At 69.5% G+C, this 25,102-nt stretch carries 22 protein-coding genes; 16 read left to right on the forward strand and 6 right to left on the reverse strand.

Features of this window, described 5'->3' with window-relative positions; all coding sequences use genetic code 11:
- Nucleotides 1–18: 18 nt before the first annotated feature.
- Nucleotides 19–1,233 carry an NADP-dependent isocitrate dehydrogenase gene (locus AW272_RS23950; protein ID WP_066369247.1) on the forward strand — a complete coding sequence of 405 codons (1,215 nt, stop codon included), beginning with the start codon at nucleotides 19–21 and terminating at the stop codon, nucleotides 1,231–1,233.
- 103 nt (nucleotides 1,234–1,336) lie between these two features.
- Nucleotides 1,337–3,181 carry a serine/threonine-protein kinase gene (locus AW272_RS23955; protein ID WP_066369249.1) on the forward strand — a complete coding sequence of 615 codons (1,845 nt, stop codon included), beginning with the start codon at nucleotides 1,337–1,339 and terminating at the stop codon, nucleotides 3,179–3,181.
- Here the strand turns inward: AW272_RS23955 and AW272_RS23960 are convergent.
- Complete coding sequence (locus AW272_RS23960) at nucleotides 3,178–3,549, reverse strand: hypothetical protein (protein WP_066369251.1); 372 nt, start codon at nucleotides 3,547–3,549, stop codon at nucleotides 3,178–3,180. The two genes, AW272_RS23955 and AW272_RS23960, sit on opposite strands and share 4 nt — an antisense overlap.
- Before the next feature lie 60 nt (nucleotides 3,550–3,609).
- On the opposite strand from AW272_RS23960, the gene AW272_RS23965 reads away from it, so the two are divergent.
- On the forward strand, nucleotides 3,610–4,404 hold the full coding sequence (locus AW272_RS23965; protein ID WP_157518729.1) for a COG1361 family protein: 795 nt from the start codon (nucleotides 3,610–3,612) through the stop codon (nucleotides 4,402–4,404).
- Here the strand turns inward: AW272_RS23965 and AW272_RS42290 are convergent.
- Both AW272_RS42290 and galE read right to left on the reverse strand, forming a co-directional pair.
- Complete coding sequence (locus tag AW272_RS42290) at nucleotides 4,379–4,519, reverse strand: hypothetical protein (protein WP_157518730.1); 141 nt, start codon at nucleotides 4,517–4,519, stop codon at nucleotides 4,379–4,381. The genes AW272_RS23965 and AW272_RS42290 overlap by 26 nt on opposite strands.
- A gap of 41 nt (nucleotides 4,520–4,560) precedes the next feature.
- The gene (gene galE, locus AW272_RS23970) at nucleotides 4,561–5,499 is read right to left on the reverse strand and encodes a UDP-glucose 4-epimerase GalE (RefSeq protein WP_066369255.1); all 939 of its coding nucleotides are present in this window, start codon (nucleotides 5,497–5,499) and stop codon (nucleotides 4,561–4,563) included.
- A 111-nt stretch (nucleotides 5,500–5,610) separates the two neighbouring features.
- On the opposite strand from galE, the gene AW272_RS23975 reads away from it, so the two are divergent.
- The 3 genes from AW272_RS23975 to AW272_RS23985 are packed head-to-tail and all read left to right on the forward strand — an operon-like array spanning nucleotide 5,611 to nucleotide 8,927.
- On the forward strand, nucleotides 5,611–6,900 hold the full coding sequence (locus tag AW272_RS23975; protein WP_066369257.1) for a hemolysin family protein: 1,290 nt from the start codon (nucleotides 5,611–5,613) through the stop codon (nucleotides 6,898–6,900).
- A 41-nt stretch (nucleotides 6,901–6,941) separates the two neighbouring features.
- Nucleotides 6,942–7,949 carry a tryptophan--tRNA ligase gene (gene trpS, locus AW272_RS23980; protein WP_066369260.1) on the forward strand — a complete coding sequence of 336 codons (1,008 nt, stop codon included), beginning with the start codon at nucleotides 6,942–6,944 and terminating at the stop codon, nucleotides 7,947–7,949.
- 9 nt (nucleotides 7,950–7,958) lie between these two features.
- Entirely contained in the window at nucleotides 7,959–8,927 is a 969-nt protein-coding gene (locus tag AW272_RS23985) for a YihY/virulence factor BrkB family protein (protein WP_245657692.1), read from the forward strand.
- On the opposite strand, the gene AW272_RS23990 is transcribed toward AW272_RS23985, so the two are convergent.
- Entirely contained in the window at nucleotides 8,903–10,027 is a 1,125-nt protein-coding gene (locus AW272_RS23990; RefSeq protein WP_083958607.1) for a D-alanyl-D-alanine carboxypeptidase family protein, read from the reverse strand. The two genes, AW272_RS23985 and AW272_RS23990, sit on opposite strands and share 25 nt — an antisense overlap.
- A gap of 197 nt (nucleotides 10,028–10,224) precedes the next feature.
- Between AW272_RS23990 and AW272_RS23995 the strand changes: the two genes are divergently transcribed.
- The 8 genes from AW272_RS23995 (at nucleotide 10,225) to AW272_RS24030 (ending at nucleotide 19,574) form a co-directional block, all read left to right on the forward strand.
- On the forward strand, nucleotides 10,225–11,397 hold the full coding sequence (locus tag AW272_RS23995; protein ID WP_066369560.1) for a glutamate--cysteine ligase: 1,173 nt from the start codon (nucleotides 10,225–10,227) through the stop codon (nucleotides 11,395–11,397).
- Nucleotides 11,372–12,655 (forward strand): amidohydrolase, encoded by a 1,284-nt coding sequence (locus AW272_RS24000; RefSeq protein WP_439649158.1) that lies wholly within the window; start codon nucleotides 11,372–11,374, stop codon nucleotides 12,653–12,655. Before AW272_RS23995 ends, AW272_RS24000 begins: the two co-directional genes overlap by 26 nt.
- Nucleotides 12,656–12,811: 156 nt before the next feature.
- Nucleotides 12,812–13,885, forward strand: a complete 1,074-nt coding sequence (locus AW272_RS24005) for a BMP family lipoprotein (protein ID WP_218011030.1) — start codon at nucleotides 12,812–12,814, stop codon at nucleotides 13,883–13,885.
- A 73-nt stretch (nucleotides 13,886–13,958) separates the two neighbouring features.
- Complete coding sequence (locus tag AW272_RS24010) at nucleotides 13,959–15,494, forward strand: ABC transporter ATP-binding protein (RefSeq protein ID WP_066369565.1); 1,536 nt, start codon at nucleotides 13,959–13,961, stop codon at nucleotides 15,492–15,494.
- Nucleotides 15,491–16,630 carry an ABC transporter permease gene (locus AW272_RS24015; RefSeq protein WP_066369264.1) on the forward strand — a complete coding sequence of 380 codons (1,140 nt, stop codon included), beginning with the start codon at nucleotides 15,491–15,493 and terminating at the stop codon, nucleotides 16,628–16,630. The genes AW272_RS24010 and AW272_RS24015 overlap by 4 nt, the downstream gene beginning before the upstream one ends.
- Nucleotides 16,627–17,898 (forward strand): ABC transporter permease, encoded by a 1,272-nt coding sequence (locus tag AW272_RS24020; protein ID WP_066369265.1) that lies wholly within the window; start codon nucleotides 16,627–16,629, stop codon nucleotides 17,896–17,898. Before AW272_RS24015 ends, AW272_RS24020 begins: the two co-directional genes overlap by 4 nt.
- On the forward strand, nucleotides 17,895–18,290 hold the full coding sequence (locus AW272_RS24025; RefSeq protein WP_066369267.1) for a cytidine deaminase: 396 nt from the start codon (nucleotides 17,895–17,897) through the stop codon (nucleotides 18,288–18,290). The genes AW272_RS24020 and AW272_RS24025 overlap by 4 nt, the downstream gene beginning before the upstream one ends.
- Nucleotides 18,291–19,574 (forward strand): thymidine phosphorylase, encoded by a 1,284-nt coding sequence (locus tag AW272_RS24030; RefSeq protein WP_066369272.1) that lies wholly within the window; start codon nucleotides 18,291–18,293, stop codon nucleotides 19,572–19,574.
- 65 nt (nucleotides 19,575–19,639) lie between these two features.
- Here AW272_RS24030 and AW272_RS24035 read toward each other — a convergent pair whose 3' ends face one another.
- Nucleotides 19,640–21,400 (reverse strand): MFS transporter, encoded by a 1,761-nt coding sequence (locus AW272_RS24035; RefSeq protein WP_169807612.1) that lies wholly within the window; start codon nucleotides 21,398–21,400, stop codon nucleotides 19,640–19,642.
- A complete protein-coding gene (locus tag AW272_RS42295; protein WP_169807613.1) occupies nucleotides 21,397–22,044 on the reverse strand; it encodes a chorismate pyruvate-lyase family protein in 648 nt (215 codons plus the stop codon). The genes AW272_RS24035 and AW272_RS42295 overlap by 4 nt, the downstream gene beginning before the upstream one ends.
- A 392-nt stretch (nucleotides 22,045–22,436) precedes the next feature.
- Here AW272_RS42295 and AW272_RS24045 point away from each other — a divergent pair, with 392 nt between their 5' ends.
- Both AW272_RS24045 and AW272_RS24050 read left to right on the forward strand, forming a co-directional pair.
- The gene (locus tag AW272_RS24045) at nucleotides 22,437–23,873 is read left to right on the forward strand and encodes an ATP-grasp domain-containing protein (RefSeq protein ID WP_157518732.1); all 1,437 of its coding nucleotides are present in this window, start codon (nucleotides 22,437–22,439) and stop codon (nucleotides 23,871–23,873) included.
- Nucleotides 23,870–25,096 (forward strand): GNAT family N-acetyltransferase, encoded by a 1,227-nt coding sequence (locus tag AW272_RS24050; protein WP_066369281.1) that lies wholly within the window; start codon nucleotides 23,870–23,872, stop codon nucleotides 25,094–25,096. The genes AW272_RS24045 and AW272_RS24050 overlap by 4 nt, the downstream gene beginning before the upstream one ends.
- The last annotated feature ends 6 nt before the right edge of the window (nucleotides 25,097–25,102 follow it).

Below are 25,102 nucleotides of genomic sequence, written 5' to 3' on the forward strand. Positions count from 1 at the left end.
AGAAGGGGAACCCCACGCATGCCCAAGATCAAGGTAGCGGGTCCGGTCGTCGAGCTTGACGGCGACGAGATGACCCGGATCATCTGGCAGTTCATCAAGGACCAGCTGATCCTGCCCTACCTCGACGTCGACCTCAAGTACTTCGATCTCGGCATCGAGCACCGAGACGCCACCGACGACCAGGTCACGATCGACGCCGCGAACGCCATCAAGCAGTACGGCGTCGGCGTCAAGTGCGCGACGATCACCCCCGACGAGGCCCGTGTCGAGGAGTTCGGCCTGAAGAAGATGTGGAGGTCCCCGAACGGGACCATCCGCAACATCCTCGGTGGCGTCATCTTCCGTGAGCCGATCATCATGTCGAACGTGCCGCGCCTGGTGCCGGGCTGGACCAAGCCGATCATCGTCGGCCGTCACGCCTTCGGCGACCAGTACCGCGCCACCGACCTGAAGATCCCCGGCGAGGGCACGCTGACGCTGACCTTCACCCCGAAGGACGGCAGCGAGCCGATCGAGCTCAACGTCTTCGACTTCCCCGGCGGCGGCGTCGCCCTGGCCATGTACAACCTCGACGAGTCGATCCGCGACTTCGCCCGGTCGTCCATGCGCTACGGCCTGTCCCGCAACTACCCCGTCTACCTGTCGACGAAGAACACGATCCTGAAAGCCTACGACGGCCGGTTCAAGGACATCTTCGCCGAGGTGTTCGAGAGCGAGTTCAAGGCCGACTTCGAGGCGGCCGGGATCACCTACGAGCACCGGCTGATCGACGACATGGTCGCGGCCTCCCTGAAGTGGGAGGGCGGCTACGTCTGGGCGTGCAAGAACTACGACGGTGACGTCCAGTCGGACACGGTGGCGCAGGGCTTCGGGTCGCTCGGCCTGATGACCTCGGTGCTGATGACCCCCGACGGGCAGACCGTCGAGGCCGAGGCCGCCCACGGCACGGTGACCCGCCACTTCCGGCAGCACCAGCAGGGCAAGCCGACGTCGACCAACCCGATCGCGTCGATCTTCGCCTGGACCCGTGGCCTGCAGCACCGCGGCAAGCTCGACAACCAGCCCGAGGTGATCGACTTCGCGACCAGGCTCGAAGAGGTCTGCGTCGAGACCGTCGAGAGCGGCAAGATGACCAAGGACCTGGCTCTGCTGGTCGGCGACGACGCCGAGTGGCTGACCACCCAGGACTTCCTGGCCACGCTCGACGAGAACCTCCAGAAGAAGATGGCTTAAACCCTCTTCCCCCTGAGCCGCTCGCCTTTCCCCGGTGGGCGGCTCTTGCGTTTGCCGTAAAGTCAGCCTGGCCAGTAAATGACGAAAACGGTGGGAATTATTCATGATCGAGCCGCTCGGGTCGGGGGACCCGAAACAGCTCGGTCCCTTCACCCTGTCCGGGCGGATCGGCGAGGGCGGCCAGGGGACCGTTTATCTCGGCACCAATGACTCGGGTGAGCGGGCCGCGGTGAAGTTGCTGCACGTCAAGTTCACCGGCGACGCCATGGCCCGCTCCCGCTTCGCGCGTGAGTTAAGGGCCGCCGAGCGCGTCGCCAGCTTCTGTACGGCCAGAGTCATCGGCGCCGACCTCGAAGGCGACACCCCCTACATCGCCAGCGAGTACATCGAGGGCCCGTCGCTGCGCGAGCAGATCGACGATTCCGGCCCGATGCGCGGCGACGACCTGGAACGGCTGGCCGTCGGCACCGCCACCGCGCTGACCGCCATCCACCAGGCGGGCATCGTCCACCGCGACTTCAAGCCCGACAACGTGCTGCTGGCCACCGAGGGCCCCCGGGTGGTCGACTTCGGCATCGCCCGCATCCTCGACTCCACCGGCACCATCACCAGCCGGGCGATCGGCACCCCCGCCTACATGGCTCCCGAGCAGGTCTCCGGCGACGACGTCGGGGCCTTCACCGATGTCTTCGCGTGGGGCGCGACGATCGCCTACGCCGCCACCGGGCAGGCCGCGTTCGGGGCGAAGTCGATCGCGGCGGTGCTGAACCGCATCCTCAACCACGAGATCGACCTGACCCCGCTGCCCGAGCCGCTGAAGAGCGTGGTGGCGGCGAGTGTGAGCAAGCGTCCGGCCGACCGGCCGACGGCGGGGCAGATCCTGCTGCGCCTGCTCGGCCATCCCGAGACCGGCGACGCCTCGACCGTGGTGATGTCGCAGGGCGCCCTGGTGGCCAACCCCGAGACGGGGCCGTTCCCGGTGGTCCGCGACCTCAACGACGAGACCCGGGCGTTCCGGATGCCCGTACCGCCGCAGGAGCCCCCGTCGAGGCAGCGGCAGAAGTGGTGGCTCCCCGCCTCCATGGCCGGCGCCGCCGCGCTGGTGCTGACCGGGGTCGCGGTCGTGGTGGCGCTGATGGTCAACTCCCCGGACCCCACCCCGAAGCCGAGCCCCTCCCCGACCAGGTCGGGCCCCTACTCCTCGGTGCTGGAGAAGGCCAGGGAGACCGGGAGGCTCACGATCGGGGTGAAGGAGGATCTGCCCGGGATCGGGCTGCCGATCGAAGGGGAGCTCCGGGGCTTCGAGGTCGAGGTGGGCCGCTACATCGCCGGGCATCTCGGCGCGAAGAACGTGACCGTGCAGGTGGTGAAGTCGTTCAACCGCGAGCAGGCGCTGACCTCGGGCGCCGTCGACCTGGTGGTCGCGACCTACGCCTGGGAGGCCTCCAAGAACGACAAGGTCACCTTCGCCGGGCCCTACTACTGGGCGAGGAACGACGTGCTGGTGGCCGACGACTCGGCCATCTCCAGCGCCGCCGACCTCCGGGGCAAGCGGCTGTGCAACCGGCCGGGCACCAACACGTCCGAGATCAAGCGATGGCTCGCCGGTCAGGGGATCGCCGTGGTCGACGTGGCCGGGAAGGACGCGGGCGACTGCATGAACTTCCTGAAGGACGGACTGGTCGACGCCGTACCCGGCGACGACATCGTGCTGGCCGGGTTCGCCGACCGGGAGCCGGTCAAATACCGCGTTCTCGGTCTGGGCGTGGGCTCGGCGCGCTACGCGGTCGGCCTGCCCCAGGGTGACGTGAAGACCTGCGAGGCGGTCCGCACGGCGATCGTCGAGCTCTACGAGACCGGCAAGGCCCGCGACCTCATGGCCGAATATTTCGGCAACGCCGTCTTCACCCCCGACCGGAACACCCCGGCGAAGCTGACCTGCCGTTAACCCCGCCGGCGGGGCCGGAGCAGCAAGATGATCATCACGAGCACCTCGAGCGCGAACGCGGCCCCCATCGCCGTCGGCGTCAGCCAGTCGGCGTAGTCGGGGCAGTTCGTCTGGACCCGCCTGCCGTCGACCAGGACGCTCTCACAGCTGAAGATCACGAGCGGGACGACGTACACCCAGAGGACGCCCAGGGGCCAGACCAGCAGGCCGAGCGCCTTCTCCCAGGGTCGCCACCGTTTGGAGGCCAGCAGCAGGTAGGCGCCGGCCAGCCAGCCGACGACGAACAGCAGGCCGCCGAAGGTCAGCAGCAGGACCGTGCTGACGTCGTAGAGCAGGGCGCGGACTTTGCCGTCCCGTGTCCCTTCCATGAGGTCGACCGTAGCGTGTCCGGACGATCATCTCGATGCCCCGGACGTTGAATTGGGGCCATGGGTCGATGGATGGTCGCGGCGGTCGCGTTCCTCGTCTCCGGCGCCGCCGGGGGTCCCGCGCTGGCGTCCGGGCCTGAGGGGCAGGACAAGGGTCAGTGGGGCGGGGCCGACCTGTCGGTCTCCATCGTCGCCCATCCGAAGGTCGCCCAGCCGGGGCAGTCGCTGACCTACAAGGTCGAGGTGAAGAACGGCGGTCCGGGTGACGCCGTGCTGCCGACGCTGACGGTCCGCGTCCCGACCGACTTCAAGATCATGAATGTGGACGTCGCCGAGTGCCAGCCCGGCCGGGGCCTCGCGGAGGTCGTCTGCCGCTCGTCCAAGGACGTCGCGCCCGGTCAGGCCGGCGGAGTGGTGATCACCGGGGTGGTACGTCCCAGCGCTCTGGGCCCGCTGCGCGCCCAGGCCCGGCTGACCTCGGAGGTCCTCGACGGCCACGACTCCGACAACGAGGCCGAGTCGGTCACCAAGATCGACGAGGGCGCCGACCTGATCGTGAAACTCTCCCCGCCCCGGCGCAGCGGCCACCGCACGATGGTGAACGCGTCCGTCCGCAACAAGGGCCCTCGGGTGGTCCGGGACGCCATGGTCTACGTCGACGGCGCCCGCTGCGGCGGCCGGACCGGCTGCGTGGTGCCGCCGATCCGTCCGGGCGGCACGGCCTGGTTCCGGCTGGCCGTGCAGCGCGGCAAGGACGCGGTGACGGCGATCGTGCGCTCCCAGGGGCGCGGCGACCGCCATCCCGCCAACAATCAGGCCTCGATGAACGTCAGGGGCACGGCGGCGTCCCGCTGATCATGTTCCGGAACGCGTGGGTGTCGCCGGTGGCGAACACCACTCCGGCGGCGGACGCGAGGCTGCCGAGCATGACGAGCAGCACGACCCCCACATATGCCAGCACTCGCCTCATAGCCGAGACTTAATCATATTTAACGCTGTGAATCCGGACAATTACCGAAGTGATGCCCAGGCATCCGCGACCATCGAGGTCAGGCCGGTGTGTTCGGGCTGCCAGCCCAGCTCCTTCTGGATCAGCTCCGACGACGCGACCAGCACCGCGGGGTCGCCCGCGCGCCGGGGCGCGATGTCCGCGGGGATCGGATGGCCGGTGACCTCACGGCAGGCGTCGACGACCTGCTGGTTGGAGAAACCGGTGCCGTTGCCGAGGTTGAAGATCTTGTGTACGCCCCTCTCGCACGCCGCCAGCGCCAGCAGGTGGGCGTTGGCGACGTCGGAGACGTGCACGTAGTCACGGACGCATGTGCCGTCGGGCGTGGGGTAGTCGCCGCCGAAGATACTGATCGACTCGCGCTCGCCGAGCGCGACCTTGAGCACATTGGGGATCAGGTGGGTCTCGACCACGTGGCGCTCGCGGTAGCGACCGTAGGCGCCGGCGACGTTGAAGTAGCGCAGGCTGACCGCCGCGATGCCGTACATCGCCGCGAAGGCGGTCAGGGTGGTGTCGACGGCGAGCTTGGACGCGCCGTAGGGGTTGGTGGGCCGGGTCGGGTCGGTCTCCCTGATGGGGGTGTTCTCGGGCTCGCCGTAGGTCGCGGCGGTGGAGGAGAACACGATGCGGCCGACGCCGCCCTTGCGCATGGCGTCGAGCAGGCGGAGCGTTCCACCGAGGTTGTGCGACCAGTAGAGTGCGGGCTTCTCGACCGATTCGCCGACCAGCGACCGGGCCGCGAAGTGGAGCACCGCGTCGAAGCCGGACAGGTCGCCTGGTTCCGTGAAGGTGCCCTCGACGAACCGCGCGCCGTCGGGCACCGCGTCGGCGTGGCCGGTCGACAGGTCGTCGAGCACGGTGACCTCGTGTCCCGCCTCGACGAGCTGCGCCGCGGTCACGCTGCCGATGTAGCCAGCGCCTCCGGTAACCAGTAGCTTCACGTTGGATTCCGTTCGACTGTGTTCGATTTTGTACGACGCCCAGCCTAGCCGCGCTGTGAGTACGCTTTCAGCTCTCTCGTCATCGGAAGTCGCCAGGGCGGAAACATTCCAGTGAACAGTCTCGCGGCCAACATCGCCCTCGTCTTGGTGTTCATCCTGATCGGCGGCTACTTCGCGGCGGCCGAGATGGCCCTGGTCTCGCTGCGCGAAAGCCAGGTGCGCGGGCTGGAGAAACTCGGCCGCCGGGGCGCCCGGGTGGCCAAGCTGGCGCGTGACCCCAACCGGTTCCTGTCGGCGGTGCAGATCGGGGTCACCGTGATGAGCATGCTGTCGGCGGCGTTCGGCGCCGACAAGCTCGCCGGCGAGCTGACCCCGGCACTCGAGGAGTGGGGCCTGCCGAAGTCGGCCGCGCCGCTGGTCTCGCTGGTGGTGGTTACCCTCTGCATCTCCTACGTCTCCCTGGTGCTCGGCGAGCTGGCGCCCAAGCGCCTGGCCCTCCAGCGGGCCGAAGGCCTGGCGCTGTTCGTGGCCCCCTTCGTCGACCGCATCGCGGCCCTGTCGCGGCCGATCATCTGGGCGCTGTCGAAGTCGACCGACGGCGTGGTGCGGCTGCTGGGCGGCAACCCGAACGCCGACCGCGAGGCGATGACGATCGAGGAACTGCGCGACATGGTGGCCGGGCACGCCGAGCTGACCGCCGACGAGCGGCACCTGATCGCCGAGGTCTTCGCGGCCGGCAAGCGGCAGTTGCGGGAGGTGATGCTGCCGCGTACCGAAGTGGAGTTCATGGCGGCCGAGACCACGCTGGCCGAGGCGGCGGTGCTGGTCGCCTCGCTGCCCCACTCGCGGTTCCCCGTCTACCGGGGCTCCTACGACGAGGTGGTCGGGTTCGTGCACGTCCGCGACCTGCTCGACCCGGTGCTGACCGGCCGGATCGACCCGATCTCCGAGGTGGTGCCGATCCGCCCGGTGAAGCAGGTGCCGGTCACCAAGCGGGTGCTGGCCACCCTGTCGGAGATGCGCGACGAGGGCCACCACCTGGCCATCGTGGTCGACGAATACGGCGGCACGGCCGGCATCGTCACCCTTGAGGACCTGGTCGAGGAGCTCATCGGCGACATCCGCGACGAATACGACCAGGAGGAGCCCGGTTTCCGCCGCATCGCGGGCGACGTCGAGGTGGAGGGCCTGCTGCGGCTGGTCGACGCGCTGTCGGAGCTCGGCATCGCGCTGCCTGAGGGGCCTTACGAGACCATCGGCGGTTTCATGATGGCCAAGCTGGGCCATCTGCCCGTGGTGGGGGAGGTCGTGGAGGTCGCGGAGGCGCGGCTGGCGGTCACCGAGATGGACGGGCGGCGGGTCTCCCGGGTCCGGGTCACGCCCGCCACCCCGGAGGCGTAAATCGTCGCGACCTGCCCGGGGTTGCTGGAAGAATGAGGTGTATGGCTCGCCCTCGTGTTCTTTCCGGCATCCAGCCCACGTCGGGCTCGTTCCACCTCGGCAATTACCTGGGCGCGGTCCGCCAGTGGGTCGCGCTCCAGGAGACGCACGACGCGTTCTACATGGTCGTCGACCTCCACGCGATCACGATCACGCCGACCGCCGCCGAGCTGCGCACCCGCACCCGCACCGCCGCCGCGCAGCTGTTCGCGTGCGGCCTCGACCCCGAGCGGTCGTCGGTGTTCGCGCAGAGCCACGTTCGTGAACACTCCGAGCTGGCCTGGATGCTCATCTGCATGACCGGCATGGGCGAGGCCGGGCGGATGACCCAGTTCAAGGACAAGTCATCGAAATACGGTGAGGGCTCGGCCTCGGTGGGCCTGTTCACCTACCCGATCCTGCAGGCCGCCGACATCCTGCTCTACCAGACCGACCAGGTCCCGGTGGGCGCCGACCAGAAGCAGCACATCGAGCTCACCCGTGATCTCGCGCAGCGGTTCAACACGCGCTACGGGCAGACGTTCACGCTGCCCAAGCCGTACATCCTGAAGGAAGTCGAGAAGATCACCGACCTGCAGGACCCGACGGCGAAGATGTCGAAGTCGTCGTCCAGCCCGCAGGGCATCCTCGACGTGCTGGAAGACCCGGGGCCGCTGCGCAAGAAGGTCATGCGGGCGGTCACCGACACCGGCACCGACATCGTCGCCGACGACGAGAACAAGCCGGGCGTCACGAACCTGCTCCGGATCCTGTCGGCGCTGACCGGCACCACGATCCCCGACCTGGAGGCGCGCTACGTCGGCGCGGGCTACGGCACCTTCAAGAAGGACGTCGCCGAGGCCGTGATCGAGACGTTCACGCCGATCCGCGAGCGCGCGGAGAAGCTGCTCGCCAACGAGGCCGAGCTCGACCGGATGCTGGCGATCGGCGCGGCCAAGGCGCGCGCGGTGGCGCAGGAGACCATGGAGAAGGCCCGCGACGCGATGGGATTCCTGCCCACTCACGGGTAGTACCCGAGCGTGATCAAGCGCGCGCTCCAGTCCTTCCTGCGGTTTATCGATGTGGTGAAGGCCTGGGGCCGCGCGAAAACCGAGAGCGCGCGGATCCGGTTCCGGTGGGTCGACCATCTGATCCGCACGATCCACCGATACCAGGTGCTGCACGGCGACCGGCTGGCCGGGGCGGTGACCTACTTCGCGTTCCTGTCGTTCTTCCCGATCATCGCGCTGTCGTTCGCGGTGTTCGGCTACGTCGTCACGTTCCGGCCCGACGCGCTGCAGACCCTGAACCAGGCGATCAACGACCAGCTCCCGGGCCTGGCCGACAAGCTCGACCTGAGCTACCTGGCCGAGGCCCGCAGCGCCGCCACGATCATCGGCCTGATCGGCCTGCTCTACTCGGGCCTCGGCGCGGTCGACACGCTGCGCACCGCGCTGCGGGACATGTGGATGAGCCGCCGGCCCGCCGTGAACTTCTTCGTCGGCAAGGGCTACGACCTGGTCGCGCTGGTCCTCATCGGCCTCGCGATGATCCTCTCCGTGGTCGTCAGCGCGGCGGCCAGCGGCGCCACGTCCACGGTCGCGGGCTGGCTGGGCTTCGGCGCGTCGTGGTTGGTCTCGGCCGGCCTGGTGGTCGTCGGCATCGTGGCCGCGCTGGCCGCCGACACCCTCGTGTTCCTGGTCATGTTCTGGTGGCTGGCCAGGCCTGCGCAGCCCTTCAAAATCGTGCTGCGCGGGTCGCTGGTGGGCGCGGTGCTGTTCGGCGTGCTGAAGCAGTCGGCGACGCTGCTGCTGTCCCACACGTTGTCGAACAACACGCTCTACGGGGCGTTCACCGTCATGATCGGCCTGCTGCTCTGGATCAACCTGTCGGCGCGGGTGATCTTCTACAGCGCCGCCTGGACCGCCACCGCCACCCTCGGCCCGCCGCCGGAGCCGTCACCGGCCCCGGCCACCCACGACGGTTACGACGAGGCCGTCGGCGACTGACGCCTCTTACGGCGGATGCCCCAGCCGAGCAGACCGACTCCGGCGACCAGACCGCCGCCCAGGACGATCGTGGCGAGCATCCCTGAATTTTCACGTTTTGGCGCCACCGGCTCGGAGACCGCGGCGTTGCCCTCGGGCACCGGTGCCGCCGGCGCCGACGGCGCCGGGGAGGGCTGCGCCGGCGGCAGCGGGTCGACCAGGGCGCCCACGGCGGCGGTCTTGCCGCGGTTGGCGAAGCCCCAGTTCATCAGCTCCTCGACGTCCTTCCAGAACGACTCCTCGTGCCGCATGACCGACACGATGATCGTGTGGCCGTCGCGCTTGGCCGCGCCGACGAAACTGCCGAAGGCCTTGGACGTCCAGCCGTTCTTGACGCCGATCATGCCGTCGTAGGTCCACAACATGCGGTTGTGGTTGCCGATCTCGTAGTGGCCCTTCGGCGCCGGGAACTTGGCGGTCTTGGTGGAGATGTACTCGCGGAAGTCCTTGTTCTGAAGACCGGCGCGGGCGATCAGCGCCAGGTCGTAGGCCGAGCTGCTCTGCCCCGGCTTGTCGAGGCCGCTGGGCGTTTTGGCGACCGTGTCGTTGGCCTGGAGGCGCTTCGCCTCCGCGTTCATGTCGGCCAGGGTCGCCGGGATGCCGCCGTTGGCCTCCGACAGGGCGTTGGCGCAGTCGTTGCCGCTGACCATCATCAGGGCGCGGAACAGGTCGTGCACCTTGTAGATGGGCTTGGGCACGAGGCCGACCGCGCTGCCCTCCTCGTTGACGGCGGCCCGGCTCGGCTTGACCGTCTGGTTCTTGTCCAGCTTCGGGATCAGCGTCAGCGCCGTCAGGGCCTTCATCGTGCTGGCCGGGAGGAACTTCCCGTGCGGGTTCTTGGCCGCCAGCACCTCGCCGGTCTCGGCGTCGGCGATCACGTACGAGTTCGCCTTGGTCTTCGGTGGGGCCTTCACGCCCGCTTGGACGATGAGACCCGTACTGGCCAGCTGGGGCCCGCCGATCGCATCGGCCGCCGTGGTGGACGCCAGGGCCGGCTGCCCTCCCGCGAGCAGTCCCGTCGTGAGAACGGCGAGGCTGAGGGCACTCGTACATCTACGCATATCGCGAAAGATCCCCCAAAGATCACAGGCGTACGCATTGGACCCTACTCGTTGATTGACCGTTTGGGGGCAGTTGGCTGATCTGGGGGGAGAGGTCACGATGCACAAGAGGCCTTGATCGGATGTGGGCTTTCGGTTTGGCCGATTAACGCCACGTCGAGTGACGGTGCCTGAGACGATGGACTATGGAGGTTGTTGTGCCGATCGAGTTCAATCCGTCCCGCGGTGCGACTCTGGGCGTCGAGTGGGAGCTACAGCTCATCGACACGCACACGCGACGGCTCCGGCAGGATGCGCGCCAGATCCTCGCCGAGGTGCCCGATCTGAGCGAGAGCGCCCGGCCGAAAGCCATGCACGAACTCATGCAGTCGCAGATCGAGATCGTGACGGACATCTGCCACACGGCGGCGGAGGCCGTCCAGGACCTGGAACGGAGCCTGACCCGGCTCCGGGAGGTCGCCGAGCCGCGAGGCGTCTCGCTGGCCTGCACCGGGACCCATGCGATCAGCGACTGGCGGGACGCGGAGTACTCGCCGATGCAGCGCTATGCCGAACTCGTCGAAGAGATGCAGTGGCTGGCATGGCGCATCCAAACATTTGGCGTACACGTTCACGTGGGGGTACGGGATCGAGATAAAGTCATTCCCATAGTCAACGCACTTGCGGCCTACCTGCCGCATTTCCTGGCGCTGACGACCTCCAGCCCGTTCTGGGGCGGCCAAGACACCGGGCTCGCCTCCAGCCGGGCAATCGTCTTTGGGGCACTGCCCACGGCCGGGCCGCCGCATTTATTGGCGGACTGGGCGGGGTTCGAGGAATACATGGAGACCCTGATTCGTGCCGGCACGATCAAGAGCATCAAAGAGGTCTGGTGGGACATTCGACCCCATCCCGACTTCGGCACGATCGAGATCCGCATGTTCGACGGCATTCCGACCCTACGAGAGGTCGGCATGGTCACCGCCTTGTCGCAGTGCCTTGTGACGCAGTTCGACCAGCAGCTCGACCGGGGCTACAAGCTTCCGAGCCCGGCGGCCTGGGTCGTGCGCGACAACAAGTGGCGGGCCACCCGCTACGGGCTGGACGCCGTCGTCGTCACCGACGACAAAGGCTCGACCGCCCCGCTGCGCGACATGTTGTACGAACTCCAGCGCGAACTCGAACCGGTGGCCGACCGCCTCGGCTGCGCCGACGAGCTGGCCGTATTGAGCGACGTTCTCGACCAGGGCAGCTCGTGCGAGCGGCAGCGGGGAATTCTCGCAGCCGGTGGAACTCTTGAAGACGTTGTCGACGCGACCATTACCGAGCTGGCTCAAGACCGGTTCGTCACTGCGAGGAAGGCAGATGGAGCAGATCATGCAGGGACATGATCAGGAGACGGAGTCCCCTGAGGGGCATGGTCTTACGGGGGAGCTGGACGCGTTCCTCGCCGCTCACGAAAGTGAGCTCGTCGCACTGCGCCGCGACATCCACATGCACCCCGAGCTCGCTTTCAACGAGCACCGCACCACCGGCAAGGTCATGGACCTGCTGAAGGGGGCCGGTCTGGAGCCCCAGATCCTGCCCCGGGGCACCGGCATCCTGTGCGACATCGGCCCCGGCGGCGGCCCCACGATCGGCCTGCGCGCCGACATGGACGCCCTCGCCATGCCCGACGAGAAGGACGTGCCCTACCGTTCGCTCCAGCCCGGCCGCTGCCACGCCTGCGGCCACGACGTGCACACCGCGATCCTGGCCGGCACCGGCGTCTTCCTGGCCCGCCAGGCGGCGGCGGGGCTGCTGCCCGGCCGGGTCCGGCTGATCTTCCAGCCGGCCGAGGAGATCGTCGAGGGCGCGCTCGAGGTCATGGCGGCCGGCGGCATCAGCGGGCTCGACCGGGTGTTCGCGCTGCACTGCGACCCGCGCCTGGAGGTGGGCCAGCTCGGCCTGCGCTCGGGCGGCATCACGGCGGCCTGCGACCGGCTCACCGTCCGGCTGCGTGGCCCGGGCGGGCACACCGCCCGCCCGCACCTGACCGCCGATCTCGTCTACGCCCTCGCGAAGATCGTCACCGAACTCCCCGCGGCCCTCAGCCGCCGGGTCGACCCGCGCTCGTCGCTGTCCCTGGTCTGGGGCCGCGTCCAGGCGGGTTCGGTCGGCAACGTGATACCCGAAGACGGCCTGATCGAGGGCACGATCCGGTGCCTGGAGGACGAGGCGTGGCACGCCGCGCCCGACCTGATCAAGTCGCTGCTCGACGGGGTCGCGGGCGCCTACGGGGTGGAGGCCGAGCTCGACTACCGGCGCGGGGTGCCGCCCACGGTCAACGACGCCGCCAGCGTCGAGATGTTCCGCGACGCCGCGGTCCAGGTCCTCGGGCCCGACGCGCCCGCGCCGACGTCCCAGTCGCTCGGCGGCGAGGATTTCGCCTGGTATCTGGAGTCGATTCCCGGCGCGCTGGCCCGGCTGGGCGTGCGCACCCCGGGTGACAACCGCGACTTCGACATCCACCAGGCGACCTTCGACGTCGACGAGCGCTGCGTGGGTGTGGGCGTCCGGGTGCTGGCCGCTACGGCCCTGACCGCCCTGTGGGACGGTCAGCGCACGGCGGTCCGCCGGGGCTCCGAATCGGAGGCTCTGCTGGCCTGACTCGGTCACAAGGTGGCGTGAGCTGCATAACAGGGTGATTGCGGAGCTGTGCTGGCGTTTTGAGCATCCTTCCCGAACAACTATCTTCCGTGCAGGTTGCCGTGCGTTCCTTCGCGCGTGCGACGGAAGTGAACGTCACGGAAGGGGAGTCCCACCTTGCTCCGCAATCGTTTTGGCAAGGTCGTCGCCGGTGCCGCCACCGGTGCGATGCTGCTTGCCGCCGCCGCCTGTGGCGGCGGCGACACCACTGAGGGCGCTCCCAGCGCCGCGCCGACCGACGCCGCGTCGTCGGCCCCCGCGGCCGCCGGCGCCAAGGTCGGCCTCGCGTACGACATCGGCGGCCGTGGCGACCAGTCCTTCAACGACTCCGCCGCAGCGGGCCTGGACAAGGCCAAGGCCGAGCTCGGCGTCGAGGTCAACGAGCTGGAGGCCGGCAACGGCGAGGCCGAGTCGGCCAAGGAGGAGCGCCTGCGCCTCCTCGCCGACGGCGGCTTCAACCCGGTCATCGCGGTCGGCTTCGCCTACTCCGCTTCGGTCGCCAAGGTCGCGGCCGAGTTCCCCGACACCAAGTTCGCGATCGTCGACGACGACGCCGCCAAGGGCGCGAACATCTCCAACCTGGTCTTCGCCGAGGAGCAGGGCTCGTTCCTGGTCGGCGCCGCGGCGGCGCTGAAGTCGACCAAGGGCGACGTCGGCTTCGTCGGCGGTGTCGAGGTTCCCCTGATCAAGAAGTTCCAGGCCGGTTTCGAGGCGGGCGCCAAGGCCGTCAAGCCGGACATCAAGATCCAGTCGAAGTACCTGACCCAGCCGCCGGACTTCTCCGGCTTCGGCGACCCGGCCAAGGGCAAGACGGCCGCCGAGGGCATGTTCGACGCGGGCGCCGACGTGGTCTACCAGGCCGCCGGTGGTTCCGGCGCCGGTGTGTTCGAGGCCGCCAAGGCCGCGGGCGGGCTGGCGATCGGCGTCGACTCCGACCAGGCCAAGACCGCCGACCCGACGGTCGCCGACGTCATCATCACCTCGATGCTGAAGAAGGTCGACGTCGCGGTCTTCGACTTCATCAAGAGCTTCACCTCCGACTCGGTCGCGGCCGGTCCGAAGGTCTACGACCTCGCGGCGGGCGGCGTCGACTACTCGACGACCGGCGGCAAGATCGACGACATCAAGACCCAGCTCGACGACTTCAAGGCCAAGATCGCGAGCGGCGAGATCACCGTTCCCAAGGAATAGCCCGGCGGCATGACCGTTGAGAGGCCCGGTGACTTCCACCGGGCCTCTTGGCACGCTTACGCAGGAGGCCAGCATCAGCACCGAGACCACCGTCTCCGAGGTCGCCGTCCAGCTTGAGGGGATCACCAAGAGGTTCCCGGGAGTCGTCGCCAACCGCGACATCCACCTGACGGTCCAGAAGGGGCACATCCACGCCATCGTGGGGGAGAACGGCGCCGGCAAGTCGACCCTCATGAAGATCCTCTACGGCATGCAACGCCCCGACGAGGGCGAGATCCGCGTCAACGGTTCGCCGGTGACCTTCCACACCCCGGGTGACGCGATCTCGGCCGGAATCGGCATGGTGCACCAGCACTTCATGCTGGCCGACAACCTCACGGTGCTCGAGAACGTGATCCTCGGCAGCGAGCCGAAGAAGGGCGGACTGGGCCTCGACTTCGCCGCCGCCCGCACGAAGATCAAGGAAATCTCCGACGCGTACGGCCTGGGCATCGAGCCCGACGTCCTGGTCGAGGACATCGGCGTCGGCGCCCGGCAGCGGGTGGAGATCCTCAAGGTCCTCTACCGCGGCGCCCGCATCCTGATCCTCGACGAGCCGACCGCCGTCCTGGTCCCCCACGAGGTCGACGAGCTCTTCGAGAACCTGCACGGACTGGTCCGTGAGGGCATCACCATCATCTTCATCTCCCACCACCTCGACGAGGTGCTGAAGGTCGCCGACGCGATCACGGTCATCCGGCGCGGCACCACTGTGGCCGAGGTCGAGCCCAAGAGCGTGACGGCCCGCCAGCTCGCCGAGCTGATGGTCGGCAGCGAGCTGCCCAGCCCGGAGACCCGCGAGTCCACCGTGACCGACGTGGTGGCGCTGCAGGTCGACGATCTGACCATCGGCGCCGACGGCGAGCGCAAACTGCTCGACGGCGTGACCCTGACCATCCACAAGGGCGAGGTCCTCGGCATCGCCGGCGTCGAGGGCAACGGCCAGGCCGAACTGGTCGAGGCCATCATGGGCATCCGCTCGTCCACCGGCACGATCACCCTGGCCGGGGTCGAGATCACGTCGTGGACGACGCTGCGCCGCCGCGACGCCGGAATCGGCTACATCCCCGAAGACCGGCACCGCCACGGCCTGCTTCTGGAGGCCCCCCTCTGGGAGAACCGGATCCTCGGCCACATGACCGAGAAGGTCAACGTCCGGGGCTGGTGGATCAACCGCAGGGGCGCCCGCGCCGACACCGAGCGCATCGTCAAGGACTACGACGTGCGCACCCCCGGCATCGACGTCTTCGCCTCCGCCTTGTCCGGTGGCAACCAGCAGAAGCTCATCGTGGGCCGCGAGATGAGCGGTGAGCCCAAGCTGCTCATCGCCGCCCATCCGACCCGGGGCGTCGACGTCGGCGCCCAGGCGGCCATCTGGGACCACCTGCGGACCGCCCGCGCCGCCGGGCTCGCGGTGCTGCTCATCTCGGCCGACCTCGACGAGCTGATCGGCCTGTCCGACTGGCTCAAGGTCATCCACCGCGGGGAGATCGTCGCCGAGTTCGACCCCGCGGCCGTCACCCCCGAACAGCTCGGGTCCGCGATGACCGGCGCCGGGGAGGAAGCATGAGCTCGTCATTCACCGACCGGCTGCTGGGGCGGGTGAAGCTGACCGGATGGGTGTCGCTGGCCGCGCCCCTCCTGGCGATCCTGTTCGCCGCGCTCGTCACCGCGATCGTGCTGACCCTCACCGGCAACCCGGTGATCGACACCTTCATCACGCTGGTCGACTACGGCTCGCAGCCGCGCTCGCTCGTGCTGATCATCAACAACGCGACGACTTACTACCTGTCGGCGATCGCGGTGGCCGTCGGGTTCCGGATGAACCTGTTCAACATCGGCGTCGACGGTCAATATCGGCTCGCGGGCCTGGTCGCGGCGGCGGTCGGCGGGGCGGTCACACTGCCCGCGCCGTTCCACCCGATCCTGATCATCCTGGTCGCGATGCTGGTCGGCGCGGCATGGGCGGGCATCGCGGGTGTGCTCAAGGCGACGCGGGGCGTCAGCGAGGTCATCTCGACCATCATGCTGAACACGATCGCCACCGGCATCGGCGCCTACCTGCTGCTGGAGCATTGGGGCGTCCAGCTCAGCGCCAACGACATCGGCACCAAGCCGATCGAGCCCTCCGGCCAGGTGTCCGGCCTCGCGCTGATCCCCGGCACGCAGACGAAGGTGTTCGGCCTGATCTTCCTGGCCGTCGCCGTCGGCATCGGCTTCCACGTGCTGCTCAACAAGACCCGCTTCGGGTTCGACCTGCGCGCCACCGGCCGTTCCGAACAGGCCGCGGTGGCCAGCGGGGTCAACGTCAAACGCATGGTCGTGTACGCCATGCTGATCTCGGGCGCCACGGCCGGCCTGATCGGCATGCCCCAGTTGCTCGGTGAGTCGCACACCTACAACCTGAACTTCCAGGCCGGTCTCGGCTTCACCGGCATCGCCATCGCGCTGCTGGGCCGCAACAACCCCATCGGCATCGCGTTCGGCGCGCTGCTCTGGGGCTTCCTGGACGTCTCGTCCAACATCCTCGACCTCCACAAGATCTCACCGGAGATCGTCACGATCATGCAGGGCGTGATCGTGCTCTCGGTGGTCATCGCGTACGAACTCGCGCACCGCTACAGCGTCGTCGCCGAGCAGAAGCGGGTCAGCCGGCAACTGGCCGGCGCCGCGTCCACCACGCATAAGGAAGGAGCGGCGGCGTGACCACCACCACCACGACGGCGGCCGCCCCCGCCCCCGCGCCTCCGGCGCGGAAGTTCCGGCTGACCTGGCAGATCCTGCTGCTGGGCCTGCTCGCGCTGCTGTTCCTGCTCTCGGTCGCCCGGGTGCTCACCGGCGCCAACGACATCACCTCCGGCGGCGCGATCGGCGCGGCCCTGATGGCGGCCATCCCCATCGGGCTCGCGGGCCTCGGCGGCCTGTGGTCGGAGCGGGCCGGTGTGGTCAACATCGGCCTCGAGGGCATCATGATCCTCGGGACCTGGTTCGGCGCCTGGGGCGCCATCGTGACCGGCAACGCCTGGGCAGGCGTGCTGGCGGGCGCGGTGGGCGGTGTGCTCGGCGGGCTGCTGCACGCCGTCGCGACCGTCACCTTCGGCGTCGACCACGTGGTCTCGGGCGTCGCGCTGAACATCCTGGGCCTGGGCATCACCAAGTACCTCTCGACGCTGGTCTTCGCCGAGATGTCGGGCGGTGGCGACACGCAGTCGCCGCGTGTCCCCGCGATGCAGACGGTCGGCATCCCCGGCATCGGGGGCCCGTTGCAGGACCTGGAGTCCCAGCACTGGTTCTTCATCTCCGACCTGGCCGGCGTGCTGCGCGGCCTGACCCAGAACGTGTCGCTGTTCACGATCCTGGGTGTGCTGCTCGTCCCGCTGAGCTTCTGGCTGCTCTGGCGCACGGCTTTCGGCCTGCGCCTGCGGTCGGTCGGCGAGAGCCCGGTCGCGGCAGAGTCGCTCGGCGTCAACGTCTACTTCTACAAGTACGTCGCGGTCCTGGCCTCCGGCGCCTTCGCCGGCATCGGTGGGGCGTTCCTGGCGATCGTGGCGGCGGGCACCTACCGTGAGGGGCAGACCGGTGGACGCGGGTTCATCGGCCTGGCGACGGTCATCTTCGGCAACTGGCGTCCGGGCGGCCTGGCGGCCGGCGCGGGCCTGTTCGGCTACACCGACGCGCTCCAGCTCCGGCAGGGCGGCACCTCCGTGCACGCGCTGCTGCTGGTCGTGGCGTTGCTGCTGGTCGCGGTGGCGATCTGGCAGTTCGTGAAGCAGCAGCGGCAGAGAGCCGCCCTGCTGACCGGTGTCGCGGCCATCGCGATCCTCGTGGTGTTCGCGCTCACCGACACGATCCCCGAGCAGTTCACGTCGTTCACGCCGCACCTGACGACGCTGCTGGTGCTGTCGCTGGCGTCCCAGCGGCTGCGGATGCCGGCCGCCGACGGTCTGCCGTATCGGAGGGGACAGGCGAAATGACATCTGTTGACTGGAACGCGCTGCGCACCGCGGCGGGGGAGGCGATGCGGCTCGCGTACGCGCCGTACAGCCACTTCCCCGTGGGCGCGGCGGCGCTGGTGGACGACGGCAGGATCGTGACCGGCTGCAACGTCGAGAACGCGTCGTACGGCATCGGCCTGTGCGCCGAGTGCGGCCTGGTGTCGGCGCTGCACGCCTCGGGCGGCGGTCGCCTGGTGGCCTTCACCTGCGTCGACGGCCATGAGGAGCTGCTGATGCCGTGTGGCCGGTGCCGTCAGCTGCTGTTCGAGCACGGGGGCCCGGAACTGCTGGTGGAGACGCCGGAGGGCCCCTGGCCGATGGCGAAGTTCCTGCCGTTCGCCTTCGGGCCTGACGATCTTTCGGGGAAATGAATGGCATTCGACGCGATCGACATCATCGTCACCAAGCGTAACAAGGGCGAGCTTTCGGTCGACCAAATCGACTGGACGATCGAGGCCTATACGTCCGGATTGATTGCCGACGAGCAGATGTCGTCCCTGGCGATGGCGATCCTCCTGAACGGCATGAACCGCCGGGAGATCGCCGACTGGACCGCCGCGATGATCAAGTCGGGCGAGCGGATGGACTGGTCGATGCTGGACCGCCCGACCGCCGACAAACACTCGACCGGCGGCGTCGGCGACAAGATCACCCTGCCGCTGGCCCCCCTCGTCGCGGCCTGCGGGGCCTACGTCCCGCAGCTCTCCGGCCGGGGCCTCGGACACACCGGCGGCACGCTCGACAAGCTGGAGTCCATCCCGGGCTGGCGGGCGTCGCTCTCCAACGACGAGATGCTCGCCGTCATCCGGGCGGCGGGCGCGGTCGTGTGCGCGGCCGGCACCGGCCTCGCCCCCGCCGACAAGAAGCTGTACGCCCTGCGCGACGTGACCGGCACCGTCGAGTCGATCCCGCTGATCGCCTCCTCGATCATGTCCAAGAAGATCGCCGAAGGGACCGGCTCGCTGGTCCTGGACGTGAAGGTCGGCTCCGGCGCGTTCATGAAGACCGTCGCCGACGCCCGCGAGCTGGCCCGCACGATGGTCGAACTCGGCACCGACGCAGGCGTGCGGACCGTGGCCCTGCTCACGGCCATGGACCGCCCGCTCGGCCTGAAGATCGGCAACGCCCTCGAAGTCGAGGAGTCGGTCGAGGTCCTGGCCGGCGGCGGCCCCGCCGACGTGGTCGAACTGACGTTGACCCTGGCCCGCGAGATGCTCGAAGCGGCGGGCGTCTCCGGCAAGGACCCCGAACAGGCGCTGAAAGACGGCTCCGCGATGGACGCCTGGCGCAGGATGATCTCCGCCCAGGGCGGCGACCCCGACGCCCTGCTGCCCCGCGCGGCCGAGACGATGGAGATCACCGCCCCCGCCTCGGGCATCCTGACCAAGCTCGACGCCCTGGGCGTCGGCGTGGCCGCCTGGCGCCTGGGCGCCGGCCGCGCCCGCAAGGAGGACCCGGTGTCGTTCGGAGCGGGCATCGTGCTGCATGCCAAGCCGGGCGACATCGTCCGTCAGGGCCAGCCGCTGATGACCCTGCACGCCGACGAGACGGGCCGCTTCGAACGGGCCCTCGCATCGCTCGACGGCGCCTACGAGGTCACCGAGAACACCGACCCGGGCCTGCTCCCCCTGGTCGTGGAGCGCGTCACCGCCTGAGCCCAGGCAGAAGCCTGCCCGGTGACCTGAGCAGCAGGTCACCGGGCAGGCTGGTTTCCGGGGGTTCACCGATTCGGTCGTTGCTGGTCCAGCAGGACGTCGGCGATGAGGTTGATGCGGCTGGTCGTCTCTTTGAGTGTGCGCAGCATCTCCGCCGCCACCGGGTCGCCGACCGGTGCCGACATGGGCGTCGACATGGGGACGGCGCGGCGCGGCAGCGGGATCGACGGGTGGACGGCGGGACGGGCGACCGGATGGACCGGACGATCCTGGCGAGGCTGAGGCTGAGGCTGGGGCAGGCGGGTGGCCGGAGGCTGGGCGGAGCGGGAGGGGACGCGGGTCTTGACTCCTCGGGACTTCATGGCGCCGAAGAACAGGCCCAGGCCGCCGGCGAAGACCGCGACCGCCAGCGACCCGAGGACGACGCTCGTGTAGCCCGGCATCGGCGCCTCCACCAGGGGGCGCTCCAGCAGGACCACTGTGACGGCGACGCCGATCGTGCCGCCTATCTGGCGGACGGACATGGTCGCGCCGACCGCCGTGGCGTAGCGTTCCGGGCCTGCCGTCAGGGCGGCGGCGGCCGAGGAACCGGCGTTGAGCAGGCCGAAGCCGAAGCCCAGTGCGGCGTTCAGCGGCAGCCAGGCCTGGAGGATGTCCAGGTCCTGGCCGGTGCCGATGACCAGGTGGAGGAGTCCGATGCAACTTCCGGCGATGATGACCGCGCCCAGGTAGATGACGGTGCGTGGGCCGCGGCGTTTGATCAGGCTGCCGGCGATGATGCTGCCGATGAGGACACCGGCGGCGTTGGGGGCGATGGCGGCGCCGATCAGCTCCGGCGACTGGAGCCACACGTCGCCGAGGAACAGCGGCATGATCACCAGCAGGGGGAGTGAGACCAGGCCGTACAGGGCCGAGAGGGCTCCGGCCAGGGCGAAGCGGCCGTTGCGCCACAGACCGAGGTCGATGGCGGGGGCCTTGTGGTGGGCCGAGCGGGCCAGCGTCGCCAGCAGCATGAGTGTCCCCCCGGACACCGCGCCGATGACGTAGGGGTCGAAGCCTCGGCGGGGGGACTGGACGACCGCCCACGTCAGCATCACGAGCGCGGCGCCCAGCAGGAGGCAGCCGATGATGTCGGGGACGACGCCCCGGGTATGGGGCGGCCGGGGGAGCGTCATCGACAGCGTCAGCAGGAGCAGGGTGATGAACGCGCTGGGCACGAACAGGACGCGCCAGCCGATCTCCATGTTCTGGCTGAACCAGCCGCCGAGGGCGTACATGGCCGTACCGGCGACGCCTGTCGAAGCGCTCCATATGCCGATGGCGGCGGCCCTGCGGCTGGCGGGCACCGTCGCGAGCAGCATCGCCAGCGACGCGGGCACCATCAGTGCGGCGCCCAGCCCCTGCGCGGCGCGGGCGACGAGCAGCAGGCTCCACATGGGGGTGGCGACCGTGCAGAACGCCGCGAGCGAGAACAGGGACAGCCCGACGGTGAGGAGCCGCCGCGGGCCGAACACGTCGGCGAGCCGCCCCCCGACGGGCAGCAGCGCCGCGTACGGGAGGGCGAAGGCGGTCAGCAGCCACTGGGTGTCGATCGGCGAGGAGGGCCCGAATCCGCTCTTGGCGAGCTGCGGCACGCCGAGAGTCGCGCCGAGCGTGTCGGCCATGGTGATGCCCATGATGCCGGCGCACACGATGACGGGCATATAGCTGGTCCTGCGTTTGTGCGAGGTGACCGTCGGCCGTCCGCGCCCTTGCTGGCGGCGGGGTGGATCTGTCAGCAGCGGCGGCAGGCCGTCGTCCCCACGCCGCTGCGTGAGGACGCTCATTCGGCCGGCTTGCGCGCGGGTACGGGGGGTTGGGGGAGGGAGATTCGGGGGTTGCCGATGTACGTGTGCATCTCGGGTCCTTGGCGGGAGTGCGCTGCACGTGCCTTCGTGGGCCGCGGCCGGGGGTCCTCCTCCAGGAGGGGCAGGTCCCGGATGGGGGTCACGATCGCGGGGTGGAACTGTTCTTCGACGTGGAGGAATGGCCTGCCTCCAGCGAAGACGAGATACGAGCGGTAGACGCTGGGCCGGCCCACACCGCCCCATTCGCTCATCCGGCAGCCGGTCTCGGTGATCACGCGGCGCTGTTCGACGGCCCCCTGCAGCACGCGGCCGAGGGGGGTGCCCCCTCCGTCGACGATGCTGCGGGCGACCAGATGACTCGACGTCATGATCACCGTGTTGATCGAGATGGCCTTGCCGTCCGGGCGGACGAGTTGCGATTTCCTGACGACCAACGGTTCGTCGGCCTCACCGGGCACCAAAGCCTTGACCGCCGCTCGGGGTCGTACTTGCGAGGACGGAAGCCCCCGCTGATCGAGCACACGGACACGCAGTGGGATGCCGAGTAAAGCCGAAAGTAATTGCGTGGTCGATCCGTCGTTGGCGAGGACCATTCGGGTCACAGCATCGGCCGGGATGCTCATATGACCCTCCCTTCGCGCTCTGACAAAGAGTCTGACACAAGTTGAGATCTTAATTACTTTCTGCATTTCTGCAAGAGGGCCCCTTTTCGGTCACGAGTCCGGCGCACGGTTTCTGCACGTAGTCAGTGCTGGTGAAGGTATCGGTCCTGCTGTAAGACTTCTTGTCAAATTCCTTTACAGAAATGCGAGTGACGCAAGATACTTGAGTCCGAATCGTCCTGGTATGTAGCTGTTTGTCGGGTCCAAAGCTCACGGCAGATATGCATTTCCCCCTCCGCCACAATTCTCCTTGACATTGGCCTGTAAATACTTCCAACATCATTCGCAGCAAGCCTGCGCGAACCCTCCTCCGTAAAGGTGGAAGTCAAGTGAACGTGCAATACCTGTTCGTTATGAATGGCGAAAGGGGCGGCCTGCCGCTCCCTCGGGTGGCCATGTCCCGGCGTCATCTGGTCGCGAACCGCCGGGTCCTCGAGCGCCGGGTGCCCTGGCCCCACCGCACCGCCGTGCGGATCCCCGCCTCCCACCGCGGCACCGTGGCCCTGGTGGGCTCCGGCGCCGGCGACGCCGGCGCGCTGCTCGCCCAGGTCCGTGAGGGCGGCTTCGACGTGGTGCTGGTCGACACCGGCGACGCCCCCGCCGGCCGGCCCGGTCACCTCGACGTCCTGCGCGTGCCGTCCATGACGTCCGCCGCGATCGCGGCCGCCGTCGAGGGGTTCTCCCGCCCCGTCGACGGCGTCATCTGCTGGGAGCCGCGCTACCAGGAGGTCGCGGCGGCGGCAGCCCTGAAGCTGGGGCTGCCCTCCTTCGGGGAGACGGCCGCCATCGGCAGCGCCGACCCCCTCAGCACCCAGGTCCTGCTCGCGGCGGCGGGCATGCGCACCCCCAGGTCGATCCTCGCGGTCTCACCGGAGGAGGCGAACCGGGCCGCCCAGCTCATCGGCTGCCCGGTCCTGTTCGTCGCCCGGACGCCCGCGGGCAACCTGTCCCGCCGCCGGGTGGACGATCTGGCCGGCATCCCGGCTGGCTTCGCCGGGGCCCAGGCCGCCAACGGCGACAGCGGGGCCGTCTTGGTAGAGGAGGTGCCGGTGGGTGCACCGGTCACGGTCGAGTGCTGGGTCCGTTCGGGCGCGCCGATCGGGGTGGCGGTCATCCGGCACTTCGGTGAATACGACATCGTCGACGCGGCCGACCCGCTGCACGACGACGACGCCGTGGCGGCGGTGATCGCGACCGCGGTGGCGGCCGTGGGCGTGCGCGACGGGCACGTGGGCGTCGACCTGCTGCTCTCCGACGACGCGACCATCGTGACGGGCCTGCGGTCCGGACCGCCCGGCGCGCTGCTGAGCCACGTCGTCGAGCTGGTCACCGGGGTGAACCTCCCGGCGGCCGCGGCGGCGATCAGCTGCGGCCGGGAGCCGGAGCAGACCCGGCACCGTCAGCGCCGCGCCGCGCTCGTGACGCCCGTCGACATCCGCGCGCCCCGCCTCGACGACCTCGACGAGGACCTGTCGTACGTGGGCTGGATCGAACGCTACGAACCCGGCGGCCGGGCCGTCGTCACCGGGCGCACCCCCCGCGAGTGCGCCCTGCGCGCCGCCCAGCTCCGGGCCGCCCACCTGCGCGCCGAGCACCTGTACATCCCGGCCGAGTGGCCCTTCCTGCCCCCGTCGTTCCAGCGGATCCGGGAGCCGGAACCGGTGGCACAGCCGTTGCCGCAGCCGGCCCCGCAGCCGATCGAGGCCCCGGCGCCCCAGCCGGTGCTGGAGGCCGCGCCGGAACCCGCACGGCCGGTCATGCCGCCGAGCATGGCGAAGGCCGTCCAGTGAGGTCGGCGGCCGTCTCCTTCTACGAGGACGCCAGGGAGCCGGCCCGGCGCCCGGGAGCCGACGAGGTTCGCCTCAGCATGGCCCCCCTCCGCTCGGCTCCGGCCCGGTGGGACGAACTGGTCCCCCGTACCGCAGCGGGGCTCTTCAACGGCCGGGCCTGGCACCAGACGCACGCCGATCCGGACGCGGCGGCCTGGCACGGCGTGGTCCTCGGCTGGGTGGGCGGCGCCGGACGGCCGTCGCTGCGCACCGTGGTGCCCGTCGGCCACTACGACCGGGCGCCCACCCGTCCCATGCTCGACCCGTCCCGCCTGTTCGGCTCGATGCTGCGCGGCGGCCGGTTGCGCACCGCGGAGGCGTGGGGGCGGGTCACGCTGATCGGGGCGTCGTCGGCCGGGTATCGCACCGTCCCCGTCTGCCACCCGGACGACGAGCACCTGTGGGCGCGGGCCGTGGAGTATGCGATCCCCGACGACGGCACGGCCGCCATCCTCTATCTCGACGGCCCCACGGCGGGCCGGCTGACCCGCTACTTCCCGCGCGCGCCCCTCATCCTGACCCACGCGCGGACCACCATGCGGATGCAGGGTTCCACGTTCGAGGAGCACCTGGCGGCGCTGCCGCGCTCACGGCGGACGCTGGCCCAGCGCGAGGAGCGCGTGTTCGGCGACGGCGCACGGGTGATCAAGGTGGTGCCGCTCACGGCGGCCCTGCTGCCCGACCTGGCCCGCCTGCACCCGACGCCCAAGGAGGCCACCTCCGCCGAACGGGAGCTGCGCCGCTATCTCGCCTCGCCGCTCGCCGGGTCGGCCCACGTGATCCTCTGCACCCACAACGGCGCCCCGATCGGCTACCGGCTGGTGTTCCAGCACGGCGACGGCCTGGTCGCCCACCGCATCACGGTCGACCCCCGGCGCACCGGGCACTTCGCCGAGCAGCCGGTCCTGCAGTCGCACGCCCCGGTCCGGATGTGCCTGGCCCGGCACCTCCAGGAGGTCGACTTCGGCGTCGGCGGGTTCACCGACAAGCTCCGGCGCGGCGCCCGGCTGCTCCCGCTGTGGTCGCTGCTGGTGCGCCCGCCGGTCGGCTGGACGGCCCGGCACACCCGCGAGGTCAACCGGCGGCGCGCGGGCGAGCTGTTCGACGCGTACGCGCCGGACATGGACGTCGACGACCTGGCCCTGCTCCGGCTCATCTCACAGACCGGCATGTTCGCCGCCTAGAAGATC

The sequence above is a fragment of the Herbidospora mongoliensis genome, assembly GCF_001570545.1.
Classification (GTDB): Bacteria; Actinomycetota; Actinomycetes; order Streptosporangiales; family Streptosporangiaceae; genus Herbidospora; species Herbidospora mongoliensis.

Bases quoted from the DNA above. Each gene is read 5' to 3' on its own strand.
- AW272_RS23950 (WP_066369247.1), top strand. From the start codon at position 19: ATGCCCAAGATCAAGGTAGCGGGTCCGGTCGTCGAGCTTGACGGCGAC.
- AW272_RS23955 (WP_066369249.1), top strand. From the start codon at position 1,337: ATGATCGAGCCGCTCGGGTCGGGGGACCCGAAACAGCTCGGTCCCTTC.
- AW272_RS23960 (WP_066369251.1), bottom strand. From the start codon at position 3,549: ATGGAAGGGACACGGGACGGCAAAGTCCGCGCCCTGCTCTACGACGTC.
- AW272_RS23965 (WP_157518729.1), top strand. From the start codon at position 3,610: ATGGGTCGATGGATGGTCGCGGCGGTCGCGTTCCTCGTCTCCGGCGCC.
- AW272_RS42290 (WP_157518730.1), bottom strand. From the start codon at position 4,519: ATGAGGCGAGTGCTGGCATATGTGGGGGTCGTGCTGCTCGTCATGCTC.
- trpS (WP_066369260.1), top strand. From the start codon at position 6,942: ATGGCTCGCCCTCGTGTTCTTTCCGGCATCCAGCCCACGTCGGGCTCG.
- AW272_RS23990 (WP_083958607.1), bottom strand. From the start codon at position 10,027: ATGCGTAGATGTACGAGTGCCCTCAGCCTCGCCGTTCTCACGACGGGA.
- AW272_RS24000 (WP_439649158.1), top strand. From the start codon at position 11,372: ATGGAGCAGATCATGCAGGGACATGATCAGGAGACGGAGTCCCCTGAG.
- AW272_RS24015 (WP_066369264.1), top strand. From the start codon at position 15,491: ATGAGCTCGTCATTCACCGACCGGCTGCTGGGGCGGGTGAAGCTGACC.
- AW272_RS24025 (WP_066369267.1), top strand. From the start codon at position 17,895: ATGACATCTGTTGACTGGAACGCGCTGCGCACCGCGGCGGGGGAGGCG.
- AW272_RS24030 (WP_066369272.1), top strand. From the start codon at position 18,291: ATGGCATTCGACGCGATCGACATCATCGTCACCAAGCGTAACAAGGGC.
- AW272_RS24035 (WP_169807612.1), bottom strand. From the start codon at position 21,400: ATGAGCGTCCTCACGCAGCGGCGTGGGGACGACGGCCTGCCGCCGCTG.
- AW272_RS42295 (WP_169807613.1), bottom strand. From the start codon at position 22,044: ATGAGCATCCCGGCCGATGCTGTGACCCGAATGGTCCTCGCCAACGAC.
- AW272_RS24045 (WP_157518732.1), top strand. From the start codon at position 22,437: ATGAATGGCGAAAGGGGCGGCCTGCCGCTCCCTCGGGTGGCCATGTCC.